Source organism: Nocardia jiangsuensis, from assembly GCF_042650385.1.
GTDB classification, from domain to species: Bacteria; Actinomycetota; Actinomycetes; order Mycobacteriales; family Mycobacteriaceae; genus Nocardia; species Nocardia jiangsuensis.
In genome coordinates this window covers 146,482-162,167 of sequence record NZ_JBHSAX010000004.1, presented here as the reverse complement: position 1 = coordinate 162,167, position 15,686 = coordinate 146,482, and the positions used below count along the sequence as shown (strand labels likewise).

The 15,686-nt window shown below is 73.9% G+C and carries 12 protein-coding genes; 10 read left to right on the top strand and 2 right to left on the bottom strand.

Annotation, left to right across the window (positions count from 1 at the left end; translation table 11 throughout):
- Nucleotides 1–3 precede the first annotated feature (3 nt).
- A complete protein-coding gene (locus ACFO0B_RS04535; RefSeq protein ID WP_378611003.1) occupies nt 4–2,496 on the bottom strand; it encodes an FtsX-like permease family protein in 2,493 nt (830 codons plus the stop codon).
- Between the two features lie 70 nt (nt 2,497–2,566).
- On the bottom strand, nt 2,567–3,271 hold the full coding sequence (locus tag ACFO0B_RS04530; RefSeq protein WP_233019843.1) for an ABC transporter ATP-binding protein: 705 nt from the start codon (nt 3,269–3,271) through the stop codon (nt 2,567–2,569).
- A 253-nt stretch (nt 3,272–3,524) separates the two neighbouring features.
- Between ACFO0B_RS04530 and ACFO0B_RS04525 the strand changes: the two genes are divergently transcribed.
- The 10 genes from ACFO0B_RS04525 (at nt 3,525) to gatB (ending at nt 15,666) form a co-directional block, all read left to right on the top strand.
- Complete coding sequence (locus ACFO0B_RS04525; protein ID WP_378611002.1) at nt 3,525–4,805, top strand: sensor histidine kinase; 1,281 nt, start codon at nt 3,525–3,527, stop codon at nt 4,803–4,805.
- Nucleotides 4,806–4,833: 28 nt separating this feature from the next.
- Nucleotides 4,834–5,520: a response regulator gene (locus ACFO0B_RS04520; protein ID WP_378611001.1), complete on the top strand. Its 687-nt coding sequence runs from the start codon at nt 4,834–4,836 to the stop codon at nt 5,518–5,520.
- A gap of 56 nt (nt 5,521–5,576) precedes the next feature.
- Nucleotides 5,577–8,276, top strand: a complete 2,700-nt coding sequence (locus ACFO0B_RS04515) for a serine/threonine-protein kinase (protein ID WP_378611000.1) — start codon at nt 5,577–5,579, stop codon at nt 8,274–8,276.
- 184 nt (nt 8,277–8,460) lie between these two features.
- Entirely contained in the window at nt 8,461–9,564 is a 1,104-nt protein-coding gene (locus ACFO0B_RS04510) for an AI-2E family transporter (RefSeq protein ID WP_378610999.1), read from the top strand.
- A gap of 30 nt (nt 9,565–9,594) precedes the next feature.
- Nucleotides 9,595–10,017, top strand: coding sequence for a DUF7144 family membrane protein (locus ACFO0B_RS04505; RefSeq protein WP_378610998.1), 423 nt, complete (start codon nt 9,595–9,597; stop codon nt 10,015–10,017).
- 117 nt (nt 10,018–10,134) lie between these two features.
- Nucleotides 10,135–11,022, top strand: a complete 888-nt coding sequence (locus ACFO0B_RS04500; RefSeq protein ID WP_378610997.1) for a serine hydrolase — start codon at nt 10,135–10,137, stop codon at nt 11,020–11,022.
- 68 nt (nt 11,023–11,090) lie between these two features.
- The gene (locus ACFO0B_RS04495; RefSeq protein WP_378611132.1) at nt 11,091–12,125 is read left to right on the top strand and encodes an ATP-dependent 6-phosphofructokinase; all 1,035 of its coding nucleotides are present in this window, start codon (nt 11,091–11,093) and stop codon (nt 12,123–12,125) included.
- Nucleotides 12,126–12,189: 64 nt separating this feature from the next.
- Nucleotides 12,190–12,633 (top strand): hypothetical protein, encoded by a 444-nt coding sequence (locus ACFO0B_RS04490; protein ID WP_378610996.1) that lies wholly within the window; start codon nt 12,190–12,192, stop codon nt 12,631–12,633.
- Nucleotides 12,634–12,769: 136 nt separating this feature from the next.
- Nucleotides 12,770–14,140: an alpha/beta hydrolase family protein gene (locus tag ACFO0B_RS04485; RefSeq protein WP_378610995.1), complete on the top strand. Its 1,371-nt coding sequence runs from the start codon at nt 12,770–12,772 to the stop codon at nt 14,138–14,140.
- Nucleotides 14,141–14,160: 20 nt separating this feature from the next.
- Nucleotides 14,161–15,666, top strand: coding sequence for an Asp-tRNA(Asn)/Glu-tRNA(Gln) amidotransferase subunit GatB (gatB, locus tag ACFO0B_RS04480; RefSeq protein WP_378610994.1), 1,506 nt, complete (start codon nt 14,161–14,163; stop codon nt 15,664–15,666).
- Nucleotides 15,667–15,686 lie beyond the last annotated feature (20 nt).

Sequence of the window (15,686 nt, the reverse complement as noted above, 5' to 3'; positions counted from 1 at the left end):
CGGTCAGTCGACCGCCAGCGCCTCCACCACCGGCATCCGGGCCGCGCGCAGCGCGGGCGGAATCGCCCCGAGCATAGCGAGCCCGAGCGCGATCGCCCCGTAGAGCACCGGGATGGGGCCGGGCCGGTAGACGATGTCGATGGTCATGGCGTGCCCCATGGCCAGCGTGGCCAGGTACTGCACCGCCGCCCCGACCGCGAGCCCGAGCACCGCCCCGACCAGCCCGATCCCGGCCGCCTCGGCGAGCACCGAGCGCAGCAGGAAGCGGCGTCCGGTGCCGATGGCCCGCAGCACCCCCAGCTCCCTGCGCCGCTCCAGCACCGAGAGCATGAGCGTGTTGAGCAGCGCCACCGTCGAGACCAGGACGACGATCCACAGGATCATGGTGCTCAGCGCCGACCCCTGGCGCATGCTCGACGAGATCGCCGCCACCGAGTCGTCCCCCGAGGTCACGTACAGCTCCGGGGGGATCGCGCGTTCCAGCTCCGCGCGTACCGCCGCGGGGTCGGCGCCCGGTGCGAGGTCGACGGCGAGGATGGTCTCGCCGGGGCGCTGGTACCAGTCGCGCATGTGGTCGAGGTCGAGCATGACCACGCCGGAGATGGCGGAGAAGTACGGGATCACCTCCAGCACCGTGACGCTGCGGGCGCCGCTCGGCGTCGGCAGGGTGATCCGGTCGCCCGCGCCGACGCCGAGCGTGCGGGCGATATCGCGCGAGATCACCACGCCGTCGCCGGTAGCCAGCCGGGGCAGTACGTCGGGGCGCACCCCGCGCCAGTTCGGCGAGCCGGGGTCGGTGGCCGCGTACCCCTGCAGCATGATCCGGCCGGTGCCGAGCGTGGCGAAGGCCATCTGGGCCGGGCGCACACCGGCCACTCCGGGCAGCCGCGCCACCTCGTCGCGCACCGCGGGGGGGAGCAGCGGGCCGGTGGGGAACTGCTCCAGCGAGGCCGGGCTGATGTAGAAGTCGTTCTCCGCGAGCTGGTCGAAGGTCGTCGTGGCCGAGTCGACCATGTTGGTGCCCGCGCCGCCCACCGCGACCGTGGCCGCGACGCCGATCAGCACCGTCATGGCGGTGGCCCAGACCCGGCGCGGCGCCCGCTCCAGCGTGGTCGCGCCGAGCGTGCCGGGGGCGCCGAAGAGGCCGGCCACCGCGGCGGTGGCCCGGACGATCGGCCGGGTCGCGGCGAAGGCGAGCAGCACCGAGGCGGTGAACGAGAGCGAGACCGCCGCCAGCGAATACCGCCCGAGGTCGGTGGTGGCGACCACGATCGCGAGCGCGACCAGCACGGTGCCGAGCACTCCCGCCGCGATCCGCAGCCCCCGCGAATCCGCCTCAGCGGTCCCGGCGTCGAGCGGAACCAGCGCCTCCACCGGGGCGACCCGGTAGACCTGCCGCGCCGCGACCGCCGCCGCGACGACCGCGGCGATGACGCAGGCTGCGACGGCGAGCGGAATCGCGTACCAGGGCACCAGGTACTCGGTGCGCGCCTCGACCGACTCCAGGATGGCGGCGGGCAGCGCCGCGATGGCGCCGCGCCCGATCAGGGTGCCGAGCAGGGCACCGAGCGCGCCGCCGACCAGGCCGATGACCGCCGCCTCGGCGAGCAGGTCGCGGACCATCGGGCCGCGTGCCGCGCCCATGGCGCGCAGCAGCGAGAGCGTGGGCCTGCGCTGTGCCACCGCCATGCTCATGGCGTTGTAGATGAGGAAGGCCGAGACGATCAGCGCCGCCGCCGACGACATGAGCGTGGAGTAGCGCACGATCTGGATGGCGCCGCTGGCCTGCACGGTGCGCAGCCCCGGATCGGCGACCACCGCACGGCCGCCGACCGCGTCGGTGAGCGCGGAGCGCACCGCGGCGGGGTCGGTGCCGGGGGCGAGCACGACCTGGATCGAGTCGAGCCTGCCCTGCCGGTCGGTGACCAGCTGCGCCAGCGGGAGCGGGGCGACGACCAGGTGGCCGCCGTTCAGCTCGGCGGAGGTGTCGTCGTCGAGGACCCCGGCGACGGTGACCTCGCCGAGGCCGAGCGGGAAGGAGTCGCCCTCGGCGTGGCCGGTGGCGGCGCCGACCAGGACGCCGCGCGGGACCGTGAGCAACTTGCTCGCCTGACCCGCCAGCGGCGCGGTGAGCGCACTGTCCAGCGCGCCGATGCTGGCGTCGGCGCCGATCAGCAGCTGCCGGTTCGCGCCGGTGCCGACCTGGGTGCGCAGCATCGGGACCGCGTGCGCCACGCCGGGCGTCGCGGCGATCGGGGGGAGCAGCGACTGCTCGAACCCGGCGTCGGTCACGCCGGTGACCTCCAGCTCGGCGGCGCCGGCCAGACTCCTGGTCAGCGAGTCCACCGACCCGGTGACCGAGCCGGAGATGCTCAGCACCGCCACCAGCAGCGCCGCCGACACGGCCATGACGATCAGGGAGAGCGCGGTCCGCCCCCGATGCGCGAGCAGTTCCCCCAGATTGAACAGCCGCAGCCGATCCCACCCAGCACTCACGATGCGTCTCCTGGCATGGACGCGGGCCCTGCGTGGGTACGCTCCGCTCCCGCCTCCGGGCCTGACGCGCTCATGCCGTGATCGCCCCGGCCCGCTCGTCGGACCCGATCCGCCCGTCGCGCAACGTGATCGCGCGATCACACGCGGCCACCGCGCTCCGGTCGTGGGTCACCATGACGACGGCGTTCCCGTTCCCGGCGATCTCGCCGAGCAGCTCCAGAATGGCGGCGCCGGTGCGGGAGTCGAGGTTGCCGGTCGGCTCGTCGGCGAGGATCAGCGGCGGCTCCATGACCAGCGCCCGCGCCACCGCGACCCGCTGCATCTGCCCGCCGGAGAGCTCCGCGGGACGGTGCTCGGCGCGGTCCGCCAGCCCGACCCGGTCCAGTAGCTCCAGCGCCCGCGGCTTGGCCCGGCGTAACCCGGTGCCGTCCAGCAGCTTCGGAATGGCGACGTTCTCCCAGGCGGTCAGCGTGGGCAGCAGGTTGAAGAACTGGAAGACGAAACCCACCTGGCTGCGCCGGAATTCGGCCTGCTTCTCCTCGTCCAGCGCCCCGATCTCGGTGCCGCGGAACCGGATCGATCCGGTGTCGGGACGGTCCAGCGCGCCGAGCAGGTGCAGCAGCGTGCTCTTGCCCGAGCCGGACGGCCCGACGATGGCGGTGAACTCGCCGCTCCGCAACTGGAGGTCGATGCCGTCGAGGGCACGCACCACCTGATCACCGACCCGGTAGTGCCTGCCGACTCCGCTCAGCTCCAGCATGGCCGGCTGCGTCATCGCGTACTCCCTCGCTCGGGGGGATTCCCCGCGTGTTGCCCGTTCCCCTCCGATCGAAGCATCCGGGAGCCGGTCGGGCGGCGGATCGGGCCGGATGGGTCCCCCTGATCGGGACGGTGCCGTTCCACCGTACGGTGCGCGGCGCCCGCCGGTCCTCGTGCCCCGGGACGTTTTCCGCGCTCCGCCCACGGGTGGAGGCGGCTCCGGCCCGGGCACGATGTGCGAGCCGTCACTCCGGCGGTAACCTGGGCGGATGGGAGTGCCCGGGCCGGTGCGGCGGAGTGCCGCGGTGCGCGACCGGCTGCCCGCGCTACGCGACCGGACGGTCGCCGCGATCCGGGCCAGGCTGGGCAACCCGCCGGTCGACTACCCGCCCTCGGTGATCCTGCTCGCCGACGCGGCCATGCTCTCCATCGCGATCGCCGCCGGGTTCCAGCGGCACGCCTACCTGCCGACGGTGCTGCCGGTGATCGCGGTCGGGTTGCTGCTCGGCTCGCTCGCGCTGTTCACCTTCACCGCCGTCGAGCCGACCCCGGCCACGCTCGGGCTGCCTGCGCTGGCCGCCACCGCGGCGCTGCTCGCACAGCCCGTCGAGGGCGATTTCGCGCCGTTCATCCTGGTGGTCGCGGTAGGCGAGATCGCCGCCGTGACCCCGAAGCGATTGAGCGTGCCGAGCGCGCTGGTGGCGCTGGCGCTGCTGATCGGCTTCGACCTGGCCGGGAACCTGGGCTGGGCCGGGATCGACACCGGCCTGGCCGGGCTGCCGATGTACTGCGTCGGCGTCCTGCTCGGCTGGATGTGCGGCGAGATGCTGCGCAACCAGCGCCGGTTCCTCTATCAGGAGCGGGCCTACCAGGCCATTCGCAGTGCGCAGGCGGCCGACGAGGAGCGCCGCCGGATCGCCCGCGAGGTGCACGACGTGATCGCGCACTCGCTGAGCATCACCCTGCTGCACCTGACCGCGGCCCGCCGCGCGCTGCAGACCGACGAGGACGTCACCGAGGCGACCGAGGCGCTGGTCGACGCCGAGCGGCTCGGCAGGCAGGCGATGGCCGACATCCGGCGCACGGTCGGGCTGCTCGACACCCGCCCGGCCTCCCCGGCGCCGGAACCGGGCGTCGGCGAGCTGGCCGACCTGGTCGGCGATTTCGTCCGGGCCGGGCTGGACCTGAGTTTCCGCACCGAGGGCGATCCGGACGCCGTCTCCGCGGCGGCCGGGCTCGGGCTCTACCGGATCGGGCAGGAATCGCTCGCCAATGTCGCCAAGCACGCGCCGGGCGCCTGCGGCGCGGTGCGGCTCACCATCGGCGCCGGGCACGTCACGCTCACCGTGCGCAACTCGCTGCCGTCCGGCCGGGCAGGCGACCCCGCAGGCATGGGCGTCACCGGCATGCGCAGGCGCGCGGAGTTGCTCGGCGGCGAGCTCAGCGCGGGCGCGCGGGACGGGTACTGGACGGTCAGGGTCAGGGTGCCGCTGGCCGAGGCGCGTTCCGGCGGCTGCTGCCCGGTGCGCGGCGCCCTCGAGGGCCGATGAGCGGCGGGCGCGCTGGCCGGGAGCGGCGATGACGGCGGCCGGACCGGACGATCCGGTCACCGTGCTCGTCGTCGACGACCAGGAACTGGTCCGCGGCGGGCTGCGCCGCATCCTGCGCCGCAGGGACGGCTTCGCGCTCGCCGAGTGCGCCGACGGCGACGAGGTGCCTGCCGCGGTCGCCGCCGCCCGCCCGGACGTGGTGCTCATGGACCTGCGGATGAAGCGCGTCGGCGGCATCGACGCCACCCGCGCGCTGCGGCACGACCCCGCGGCGCCCCCGGTGCTGGTGCTCACCACCTTCGACGACGACGAGCTGCTCTCCGGCGCGCTGCGCGCCGGCGCGGCCGGGTTCCTGCTCAAGGACTCGCCCGCCGAGGACCTGATCCGAGCCGTGCGTACGGTCGCCGCGGGCGGCTCCTGGCTGGATCCGTCGGTCACCGACCGCGTACTCGACGGGTACCGGCGGGTCCGGCCCGCGGTGGACCGGGGCGCGGGGCGGCTGGCCGAGCTCACCGCCCGCGAGTACGAGGTGCTGCAGCTGATCGGCCGCGGCCTCGCCAACGGCGAGATCGCGCGGGCGCTCGGCATCAGCCAGGTCACGGTGAAAAGTCATGTGGGACACATCTTCGGGAAGCTCGCCCTGCGCGACCGCGCGGCCGCTATCGTCTTCGCGTTTGACCACGGGGTGGTTTCCCCAGGAGAATCCACAGGTTGACGCGCGGCGCGTCTGGAACCGGACGGTGAGGGAAGGACGGGGTGGAGACCGACGGCGTGGCACACGGAACACGGACGGGCACCCGCTTCGGGCCGTACGAACTGCGGTCGGTGCTCGGCCGCGGCGGTATGGGCGAGGTGTACGAGGCCTTCGACACCGTCAAGAACCGCACGGTCGCGGTCAAGCTGCTCACCGAGGAGCTCGCGCGCGACCCGGTCTACCAGGTCCGTTTCCGCCGGGAGTCGCAGGCGGCGGCCCGGCTCGCCGACCCGCACGTCGTCCCGATCCACGACTGGGGCGTGATCGACGGGACGCTCTTCCTCGACATGCGGTTGATCGCCGGGGTCGACCTGCGCGCCGTGCTTGCCGCGAACGGCGCGATGGCGCCGGAGCGCGCGGTCGGCGTCGTCGAGCAGATCGCCGCCGCGCTGGACGCCGCGCATACCGCCGGGCTGGTGCACCGGGACGTCAAGCCCTCCGACATCCTGCTCACCGCCACCGACTTCGCCTACCTGACCGACTTCGGCATCGCCGATACCGAGGGCGACGCCGCCGTCACCATGGTCGGGGTCGGGCTGGACTCCTACGCCTACACCGCGCCGGAGCGCTTCGACGCCGGTCCGGTCACCGCCGCCGTCGACATCTACGCGCTGACCTGCGTGCTGTACGAGTGCCTCACCGGGGCGCCGCCGTACCCGGCGAGCTCCCTGAACGCGCTCATCCGCGCGCACCTCACCGAGCCGCCGCCGCGGCCGAGCCCGCAGCGGGCCGGTGTGCCCGCCGGGCTGGACGAGGTCATCGCGCGCGGGCTGGCCAAGCGGCCCGAGGAGCGGTACGCGGGCGCGCTCGACCTGGCCCGCGCCGCGCGCGCCGCCGTCGGCGGCGCGGCCGGATCGGTGCGCCCGGCCGCCGCGGCCCCGCAGTCCTGGTTCGAGACCGGAGCCGCCGAGGCGCCGCCGCCCGAGCCCGCCGCCGCACCGCAGTTCTCCGCCTTCGGCGAGCCGGAACCCGAGCCGGCCGCCCTCCGCGGCAACGGCACCGTGAACCCGTTCGCCACGCCCGCCGCCGGCTTCGGCGCCGGCGGGCCCGCCGCTGCCGCCGCTGCCGGATCACCCGGTTTCGGCTCCGCCGCGGTCTCCGCGCAACGTCCCGGCGCCCCCTCCGGCGGCGACAGCGCGCCGGACGACGCCGCACAGCCCCCCGCCGCGCTCCGCGGCACCGGCACCGGCCCCGCGCCGGCCCCGCCGCACCTTTCGAGTACCGGAGGACATCCGATCACCCCGCCCGGCCCACGCCCCTACCCCGGTGGCCCCGGCCGCCCGCCCACCGGCGGCCACCCCATCCCGCCGCAGCCGACCCCGCCGGACGCCGCCGCGGACCCGGCCGAGGCCAGGCCCGTCCCGGCAGGCACCCCGGTGCCGAACCCGGCCACCGGCGCCACGCTCGTGGTCCGGGTGCCCGACCACCTGCTCCCGGAATCCGAGCGCAAGGCCGACGCCACCGGCGAGCACAAGGTGGTGCGGCCGAGCGGCGCCACCGAGGTGCGCCTCGGCGAGGTGCAGTTCTCGCTCCCGCCGGAGCCGGACCCGGCGCCGGAGCCCCCGCCTGGCAGCGGCCAGATGCGCGCCTTCCCGGACGCGCACCTGTACGCGGGCGGCCAGCAGTACCTGCCGCCGGAGAGCTACCAGCCCCCGGACGCGACGGCGAACGAGACCACCCAGTACATCCCGCCGGTCACCGGCGCCGCCCCGGAGACCCGCCGGTACCCCGCCGAGCCACCACGGCCGGCCGCCGAGACGACGCGCTACGCCGCTGAGCCGCCCCCACCGGCGGCCGAGACCACTCGCTACATCCCGGAGCAGGCGTACTCCGCCGTCGAGCCCGCCGTCGACCCGGTCGGTTACGACCGCGACAACCCGCGGACCGAGTACCTCGGCCCGGCCGGGTACGCCGAGCCCGGCCACGCCGACGGCTATGCCGACCGCGGCGGCTACCCCGAGCAGGGCTATGGCGAACGGGGCTACGGCGAGCAGGGCTACGGCGAGCAGGGGTACTCCGAGCAGGGGTACGGCGACCCGAACTACGACGACGACCGCTACGGCTCCTACGACCCGTACGGCCCGCAGGACCCCGACGGCTACGCCGACGACGGGTACTACGAGGACGAGCCGAAGCCGAGGTCGCGCGCCCGCGCGGCGCTCGGGCCGGTGCTCGCCACCGTCGTCGTGCTGCTCGCGATCGCGGTCGTCGGCACCATCGGCTGGCAGCGCTTCGCCGGCGGCGACAGCGCGGTGCCCTCCGCGGCGGGCCCGAACGCCACCGCCGTCGCCCCGACCGCCGGGCTCACCGGCGCCGCCGCCCCCACCGGCCCGGCCACCACCACCAGGCCGGACCCGACCACCACCACCGCGCCGAAGAGCAGCACGACGACCGGGAGCAGCACCACCTCGGCCTCGCGCACCTCGACCACCTCCGCGACCACCAGCGCGGGCGCGGTCAGCCTGCCCGCGGGCGCCTCGCCGTGCGAGCAGGGCTCGGCGAGCACGCCGTACTCCCGGACCGCGACCGGGAGCGGCGCCACCAGCTGCGGCTTCGCCGAGGCGGTGCAGGAGGCGTACAGCGCGGCAGGCGGTACCCCGCAGTCGGTGGAGGCGATCAGCCCGGTCACCGGCCGCCGCTACACGATGACCTGCACCCCGGACGGCAAGGTGGTCACCTGCACCGGCGGCGACAATGCCGTGGTCTACGTGTACTGACCGGGGATTTCACCCGATTCGGGCGAGGCGGCGGCACCGGCGCCGCGCTTAGCCTCGGCCGCGGGTGCGCCACCGGAGCGCGTCCGCGGACGAAAGGACGCTCCCGTGGCCGGAAACCGGGTGGACTGCTCTCGCGCCGCACCGAGCCGGCCCGACCCGATCGCCGCGGGGTAGGTGCTCCGCCGTGTCCCCGGACGAGGCCGCGGGCTGGTCGATCCCCCGCGGGCTGATCGTCCTGCTCGCGGGCGCGGGCGCCGTCGTCGTCGTGGTCGGCATGCGGGCCTTCGCCGGTGTGCTCGGCCCGGTCTTCCTCGCGCTCATGCTCACCGTCGCGGTGCAGCCGGTGCAGGGCTGGGTGCGCGGGCGCGGCGGCCCGGCCTGGCTCGGGCTGCTCGCCGCGCTGGGCACCGTCGTCGTGGTGCTGGTCGCGCTGGTCGCCGCGCTGCTCTTCTCGGCAGCGCAGCTCGGCTCCGAGTTGCCGCGCTACGCCGACGAGCTCACCGCCCTGCTCGACACCGCGCGCGAACAGCTGGCGAACGCGGGCATCTCGCAGGACCGGATCCATGCCGCGCTCAGCGAGATCGACGTCGGCACCGTCGTCGCCACGGTGGACGGCGTGCTCGGCGGGCTGCTCGGCGTGCTCACGAACCTGGTGTTCGTGCTGGCGCTGCTGATGTTCATGGCCTTCGACGGCATGAGCATCGGCCCGCGCATGGCGGTGGTCACCCGGATGCGCCCCGACATCGCCGCCGCCTTCGCCACCTTCGTGCACGGCACCCGCTCCTACCTGGTCGTCTCGACCATTTTCGGCTTCGTGGTCGCGGTCTTCGACGGCGCGGCGCTGTGGCTGCTCGGGGTGCCGCTTCCGGTGCTCTGGGCGCTGGTCTCCTTCGTCACCAACTACATCCCGAACATCGGCTTCGTCATCGGGGTGATCCCGCCCGCCGCGCTGGCGCTGCTGGAGGGCGGCCCCACCCTCATGCTCTGGGTGCTCGTCGTCTACTCGGTGATCAACTTCGTGATCCAGTCGATCATCCAGCCCAAGTTCGTCGGCGACGCGGTGGGGTTGAGCGTCACCGTCACCTTCCTCTCGTTGGTGTTCTGGGGGTGGGTGCTCGGCGCGCTCGGTGCGCTGCTCGCGGTGCCACTCACCCTGCTCGCCAAGGCGCTGCTGCTCGACATCGATCCGTCCACCCGCTGGGTGGACGTGCTCATCGGCAGCAGCGGGCGCGCCCCGGATTCACCCGAAACGGATGAGGCGCCGGGACCGGCCCCGGCGGGAGGGTGAGGGCGCGTCCACCAACGGAAGGGGTCGCGGATGACGCACACGACCGAAACCCACAACGAGCAGGACCACACACTGCGGCAGGGCCTGGCCGCAGGCACCTCCATCGGCGCCTCGATCCTGCTGCTCACCGTCGGCGCGCTCTCGCTGCTGGAGGGCATCTCGGCGGTGCTCGACGACGAGGTGTTCGTCGCGGGCCCGGAGTACGTCTACGCCTTCGACCTCACGACCTGGGGCTGGATCCACATCGTGCTCGGCGTGCTGCTCGTGATCGCCGGACTCGGGCTGGTCACCGGGGCGGGCTGGGCGCGGGCGACGGCGATCGTGATCGCGGCGGTCTCGATCGTCGGCAACTTCCTCTGGCTGCCCTACTACCCGTGGTGGTCGATCCTGGTCATCGCGCTGAACGTGGTGGTGATCTGGGGCGTGGCCACCTGGCGGCCGCTGCGCGATTGAGGCCGAGCGATCCGCGAGCACATCCCGGAGGGCGGGCCCGGCCGCCGATAGATGCGGCGTGCCGGGCGCGGACACAGTACGTTGTGCGGAAGTTTCGCAACGAGAATGTGTCGAGGAATGTCTGCTGATCGATCCGGCCGTGTCCGCGCGGCCATCGGCTGCGCCGTGCTTGCGGCGGCCGCCCTGCTCACCTCGTGTGCGACCGGTACGAACGTCTCCGGGACCGACGAGACCACCATCACCGAGGCCGCGGCCCGCACCGAGCAGCACGACCTGTCGTACACGCTGCCCGGCACCCTCGCCGCCGACTTCGCCGAGCTCCAGGCGAGCACCCGCGGCACGATCGGGCTCGCGGCCATGCCGGTCGGCGGCACCTCCGCGCTGAGCTTCGGAACCTGGAGCACCGGCCCGGCCTGGTCCACCATCAAGGTTCCGCTGGTGCTGGCCGCGCAGCGCAGGGCGCCCGGCACCAACACCTACGCCGCCACCGCCGCGATCACCGAGTCGGACAACACCGCGGCGGACGCGCTCTGGCAGTCGCTCGGTTCGGGGCAGGAGGCGGCCAGCGCCGTCGAGGCGGTGCTGCGCGAGGGCGGCGACACCACCACCACGGTGCCCGCCACCCGCCCCCGCGCCGAGCACTCGGCCTTCGGCCAGGCCGAGTGGAGCCTGGCCGACCAGGTCAAATTCGCCTCCGAGCTGCCCTGCCTGAGCGGTTCGGCCGGCGTCACCTCGCTGATGGCCGAGATCGTGCCCGCGCACCGCTGGGGGATGGGCAGCATCGCCGGCGCCGACTTCAAGGGCGGCTGGGGCCCCGACCCGTCCGGCGGCTACCTGGTGCGCCAGTTCGGCCTGGTCGACGGACCGGCCGGGCAGGTCGCGGTGGCCTTCGCCGCCAAGCCCGACTCCGGCGCCTTCAGCGACGGCATGCAGACGCTGAACCGGATGGCGGCGGTGCTCGCCGCGCACCTGAGGGAGCTGCCGAGCGGGAAGTGCAGGCGCTGATCCGGCGTTACCCAGGGTTCACGGGGGCGGAGCGGCGCCGGATGTCGCTGCCGGGCAAGATGAACGCCATGCGCATCGGAGTCTTGACCGGAGGCGGGGACTGTCCGGGACTGAACGCCGTGATCCGAGCCGTCGTTCGCACCGCGAACGGCCGCTACGGGGACGCGGTGGTCGGCTTCCAGGACGGCTGGCGCGGGCTATTGGAGGACCGCAAGATCGTCATCCAGAACGACGACCGCACCGACCGGCTGCTCACCAAGGGCGGCACCATCCTCGGCACCGCCCGCACCAACCCGGACGTGCTGCTCGCCGGGCTCGGCCAGATCAGGCGGACGCTGGACGACAACGGCATCGAGGCCCTGATCCCGATCGGCGGCGAGGGCACCCTGACCGCCGCCAGCTGGCTCGCCGACGAGGGCGTCCCCGTGGTCGGCGTGCCGAAGACCATCGACAACGACATCGACTGCACCGACGTCACCTTCGGCCACGACACCGCGCTCTCCATCGCCACCGAGGCCATCGACCGGCTGCACACCACCGCGGAATCGCACCAGCGCGTCATGCTGGTCGAGGTCATGGGCAGGCACGCGGGCTGGATCGCGATCAACGCTGGCATGGCGGCGGGCGCGCACCTCACCCTCGTCCCGGAGGAGCCGTTCGACGTGGCCGAGGTCTGCGCCATGATCAAGCGCCGCTTCCAGCGCGGCGACAAGCACTTCATCTGCGTGGTCGCCGAGGGCTCGCACCCGGCCGAGGACTCCGGCTTCGCGCTGCGCGAGGGTGGCATCGACGAGTTCGGGCACGAACGCTTCACCGGCGTCGCGCAGCAGCTCGGCGTCGAGATCGAGCGGCGCATCGGCAAGGAGGTGCGCACCACCGTGCTCGGCCACGTGCAGCGCGGCGGCAGCCCGACCCCGTACGACCGGGTACTCGCCACCCGGTTCGGGCTGCACGCCGCCGAGGCGGTGCACGCGGGCCGATTCGGCCAGATGGTGGCGCTGCGCGGCACCGCCATCGACCTGGTGCCGCTGGCCGAGGCGACCAAACAGCTCAAGCGGGTTCCGGCCGATCGCTACCGCGAGGCCGAGGCCTTCTTCGGCTGAGCGCGCAGGGGGCTTGGCGGACCGGGGGCTGCGCGCCGCGGCCGGGGCCGTTAGCCTGTCCGCCATGGTCGATCTGCGTGTGGACGAACTACCGGAGCCGGCCGCGGCGGTGCTGCGCCGCCGGGCCAGGGCCGACGGCCGCTCGCCGGAGCAGCACCTCCGCCAGGAACTGCTGGCGCTGGCGCGCCGCCGGGTGCCGATCGACGGCGTGGTCGAGTTCCGCGCCGAGCGCGGCGTGCCGGAGCCGAGCCTCGCCGAGCCGGACGCCGTCGCGCTGTGGAGCCACTACGGCCTGCCCGCCGAGGCGGTCGCGGTCTTCGCCCGCAGGGCCGAGGCCGCCGGGCTCCCGCTCGGCGAGTACGTCCGGCAGGAGCTGATCGGCGTCGCCGGGCGCAGCACCGTCGCCGACGCGCTGCTCGAGTTCGCCGAGGTGCGGGAGCAGGATCCATCGCTGCGGATGGACATGGACGCCATCGCCGAGTCCATCGCGTACGCGCGCGGGATGTAGAGCCGGACCCGTGCTCCCGCGCCCGGCACGGACTCGAGCTCCGCGCCGCGCTCGGGCCGGGACGCGGGCTCTCGCGCCGCGCCCGAGCGTGCACCACGCTCGCCCGGGCCGGCTCGGAACGGGTATGACTGGAGGCATGCGCGATCGACGGCTGCTCCCGATAGTCCTGCTCGCAGTCCTCGCCCTCGTCGCCGGGTGCTCCGGCGACAGCGCGCCCGCCGATCCCGTCTCGGGGGAGTGGCACGGCTCGATCGAGGTGCCGGGGCAGCCGCTGCCCGTCGGGGTCACCTTCGCCGACGGCGGCGCCACCATCGACATCCCGGTGCAGGGTGTCCAGGACGCGCCGCTCACCGAGGTCACCACCGATCCCGAGAACGTCGGCTTCGAACTCCGGAACATCCCCGGCGACCCGGTGTTCGCGGGCCGCTACGCCGACGACCGGATCACCGGCGACTTCACCCAGGCCGGGCAGAGCTTCCCGCTGAACCTGGAGCGCGGCGCGCTGCCGCCGCCCGCCCGGCCGCAGGAGCCGAAGCCGCCGTTCCCGTACCGCTCCGAGGACGTCAGCTACTCGAGCGGCGACATCACCGTCGCAGGCACCCTGACGCTGCCCGATGGCACCGGCCCGTTCCCCGCGGTACAGCTGATCACCGGCAGCGGCCCGCAGGACCGCGACGAGGAGCTCATGGGCCACCGGGTCTTCCTGCTCGTCGCCGACACCCTGACCCGCGCCGGGTACGCCGTGCTGCGCACCGACGACCGTGGCGTCGGCGGCACCGGCGGCGACCTGAACACGGCCACCTACGACGTGCTCGCCGACGACATCGCCGCGGGCACCGCCTTCCTGCGCGGCCGCTCCGAGATCGATCAGGGCCGGATCGGGCTCTTCGGGCACAGCGAGGGTGGCTACCTCGCGCCGCTGGCCGCCTCGAAGCAGGGCGAGCAGATCGACTTCCTCGTCCTCATGGCCGGGCCGTCGGTGCCGGGCCGGGACGTGCTGATCGAGCAGAACGGGCTGCTGCTCACCGCGGCAGGCGCCACCCCGGAGGAGGCGCGGGCGCAGCAGGAGTACGTCGCCGAGTGGTCGGCGCTGCTCGTCGCCGGCGACACCGCGGGGGCGCGGGCCGCCACCGAGCGGCAGGAGGCGGGGTTGCCGCCGGAGCAGCGCAGCACCCCGGCCGCGCTGGACGCCCAGGAGGCGCCGGTCATGCGCTCCTTCCTCGCCTACGATCCGGCGCCCGCGCTGCGCGCCGTCCGGGTGCCGACGCTCGCCGTCTTCGGCGGCAAGGACCTGCAGGTGCCGCCCGCGCAGAGCGAGCAGCCCATGCGCGACCTGCTCGCCGGAGCCCCCGACCCGACCGTGCGCACCTTCCCCGGACTGAACCACCTGCTGCAGCCCGCGAACACCGGCTCGCCGTCGGAGTACGCGGCCATCGAGACCACCATCGACCCGGCCGCGCTCACCTTCGTGACCGACTGGCTGACCACCCGGATTCCGCCGCGCTGAGCCTTATTTAGACTGGGCCCATGAGCGCACCCACGGTCGATCTGCTGGACTACGCCGACGTCCTCTCCCGCTTCGAGCCGGTGCTCGGCATGGAGGTCCACGTCGAGTTGTCCACCGCGACCAAGATGTTCTGCGGCTGCCCCACCGAATTCGGTGCCGAGCCGAACACCCAGGTGTGCCCGGTGTGCCTCGGGCTGCCCGGCGCGCTTCCGGTGGTGAACCAGAAGGCGGTCGAGTCCGCCATCCGGATCGGGCTCGCGCTGAACTGCACGATCACGCCGTGGGGCCGGTTCGCCAGGAAGAACTACTTCTACCCGGATCAGCCGAAGAACTACCAGATCAGCCAGTACGACGAGCCGATCGCGCAGAACGGCTACCTGGACGTGGTGCTCGACGACGGCAGCACCTTCCGGGTCGAGATCGAGCGCGCGCACATGGAGGAGGACACCGGCAAGTCGCTGCACGTCGGCGGCGCGACCGGGCGCATCCACGGCGCCAGCCACTCGCTGCTCGACTACAACCGGGCGGGGGTGCCGCTCATCGAGATCGTCACCAAGCCGATCACCGGGGCGGGGGAGCGCGCCCCCGAGGTGGCCCGCGCCTACGTCACCGCGCTGCGCGACCTGCTGAAATCGCTGGACGTCTCCGATGTGCGGATGGACCAGGGCTCGCTGCGCTGCGACGCCAACGTCTCGCTCATGCCGATCGGCGCCGACGTCTTCGGCACCCGCACCGAGACCAAGAACGTGAACTCGCTGCGCAGCGTCGAGGTCGCCGTCCGCTACGAGATGCGCAGGCAGGCCGCCGTGCTCACCGACGGCGGCGAGATCGTGCAGGAGACCAGGCACTTCCTGGAGGCCGACGGCTCCACCTCGCCGGGGCGCCGCAAGGAGACCGCCGAGGACTACCGCTACTTCCCCGAGCCGGATCTCGAGCCGATCGCGCCGGACGCGGAGTGGGTCGAGCGGCTGCGCGGCACCATCCCGGAGTACCCGTGGCTGCGCCGGGCCCGCATCCAGTCCGACTGGGGGCTCTCCGACGAGGTCATGCGCGACCTGGTGAACGCGGGCGCGCTCGACCTCGTCATCGCCACCGTCGACGCGGGCGCCCCCGCCAACGAGGCGCGCTCCTGGTGGGTCGCCTACCTCACCGAGAAGGCGAAGGAACGCGGGGTCGCGCTGGACGAGCTGCCCATCACCCCGGCCCAGGTGGCCGCCGTGATCGGGCTGGTCGAGGCGAAGACGGTGAACAACAAGGTGGCCAAGCAGGTCGTCGACCTGGTCATCGACGGCGAGGGCGAGCCCGCCGCCATCGTCGAGGCCAGGGGGCTCGGCATGGTCAGCGACGAGAGCGCGCTGCGGGCCGAGGTGGAGAAGGCGCTCGCCGCGAACCCCGACATCGCCGACAAGATCCGCTCCGGCAAGGTGCAGGCGGCGGGCAAGATCGTCGGCGACGTCATGAAGGCGACGCGCGGCCAGGCCGACGCCGCCCGAGTCCGCGAACTCGTCCTCGCCGCCTGCGCCTGAGGTAGTTCGCTGCCCCGGTA

Coding starts and splice junctions, on each gene's coding strand:
- ACFO0B_RS04495 (WP_378611132.1), top strand. CDS start 11,091: ATGCGCATCGGAGTCTTGACCGGAGGCGGGGACTGTCCGGGACTGAAC.
- ACFO0B_RS04520 (WP_378611001.1), top strand. CDS start 4,834: ATGACGGCGGCCGGACCGGACGATCCGGTCACCGTGCTCGTCGTCGAC.
- ACFO0B_RS04505 (WP_378610998.1), top strand. CDS start 9,595: ATGACGCACACGACCGAAACCCACAACGAGCAGGACCACACACTGCGG.
- ACFO0B_RS04490 (WP_378610996.1), top strand. CDS start 12,190: ATGGTCGATCTGCGTGTGGACGAACTACCGGAGCCGGCCGCGGCGGTG.
- gatB (WP_378610994.1), top strand. CDS start 14,161: ATGAGCGCACCCACGGTCGATCTGCTGGACTACGCCGACGTCCTCTCC.
- ACFO0B_RS04485 (WP_378610995.1), top strand. CDS start 12,770: ATGCGCGATCGACGGCTGCTCCCGATAGTCCTGCTCGCAGTCCTCGCC.
- ACFO0B_RS04500 (WP_378610997.1), top strand. CDS start 10,135: ATGTCTGCTGATCGATCCGGCCGTGTCCGCGCGGCCATCGGCTGCGCC.
- ACFO0B_RS04530 (WP_233019843.1), bottom strand. CDS start 3,271: ATGACGCAGCCGGCCATGCTGGAGCTGAGCGGAGTCGGCAGGCACTAC.
- ACFO0B_RS04525 (WP_378611002.1), top strand. CDS start 3,525: ATGGGAGTGCCCGGGCCGGTGCGGCGGAGTGCCGCGGTGCGCGACCGG.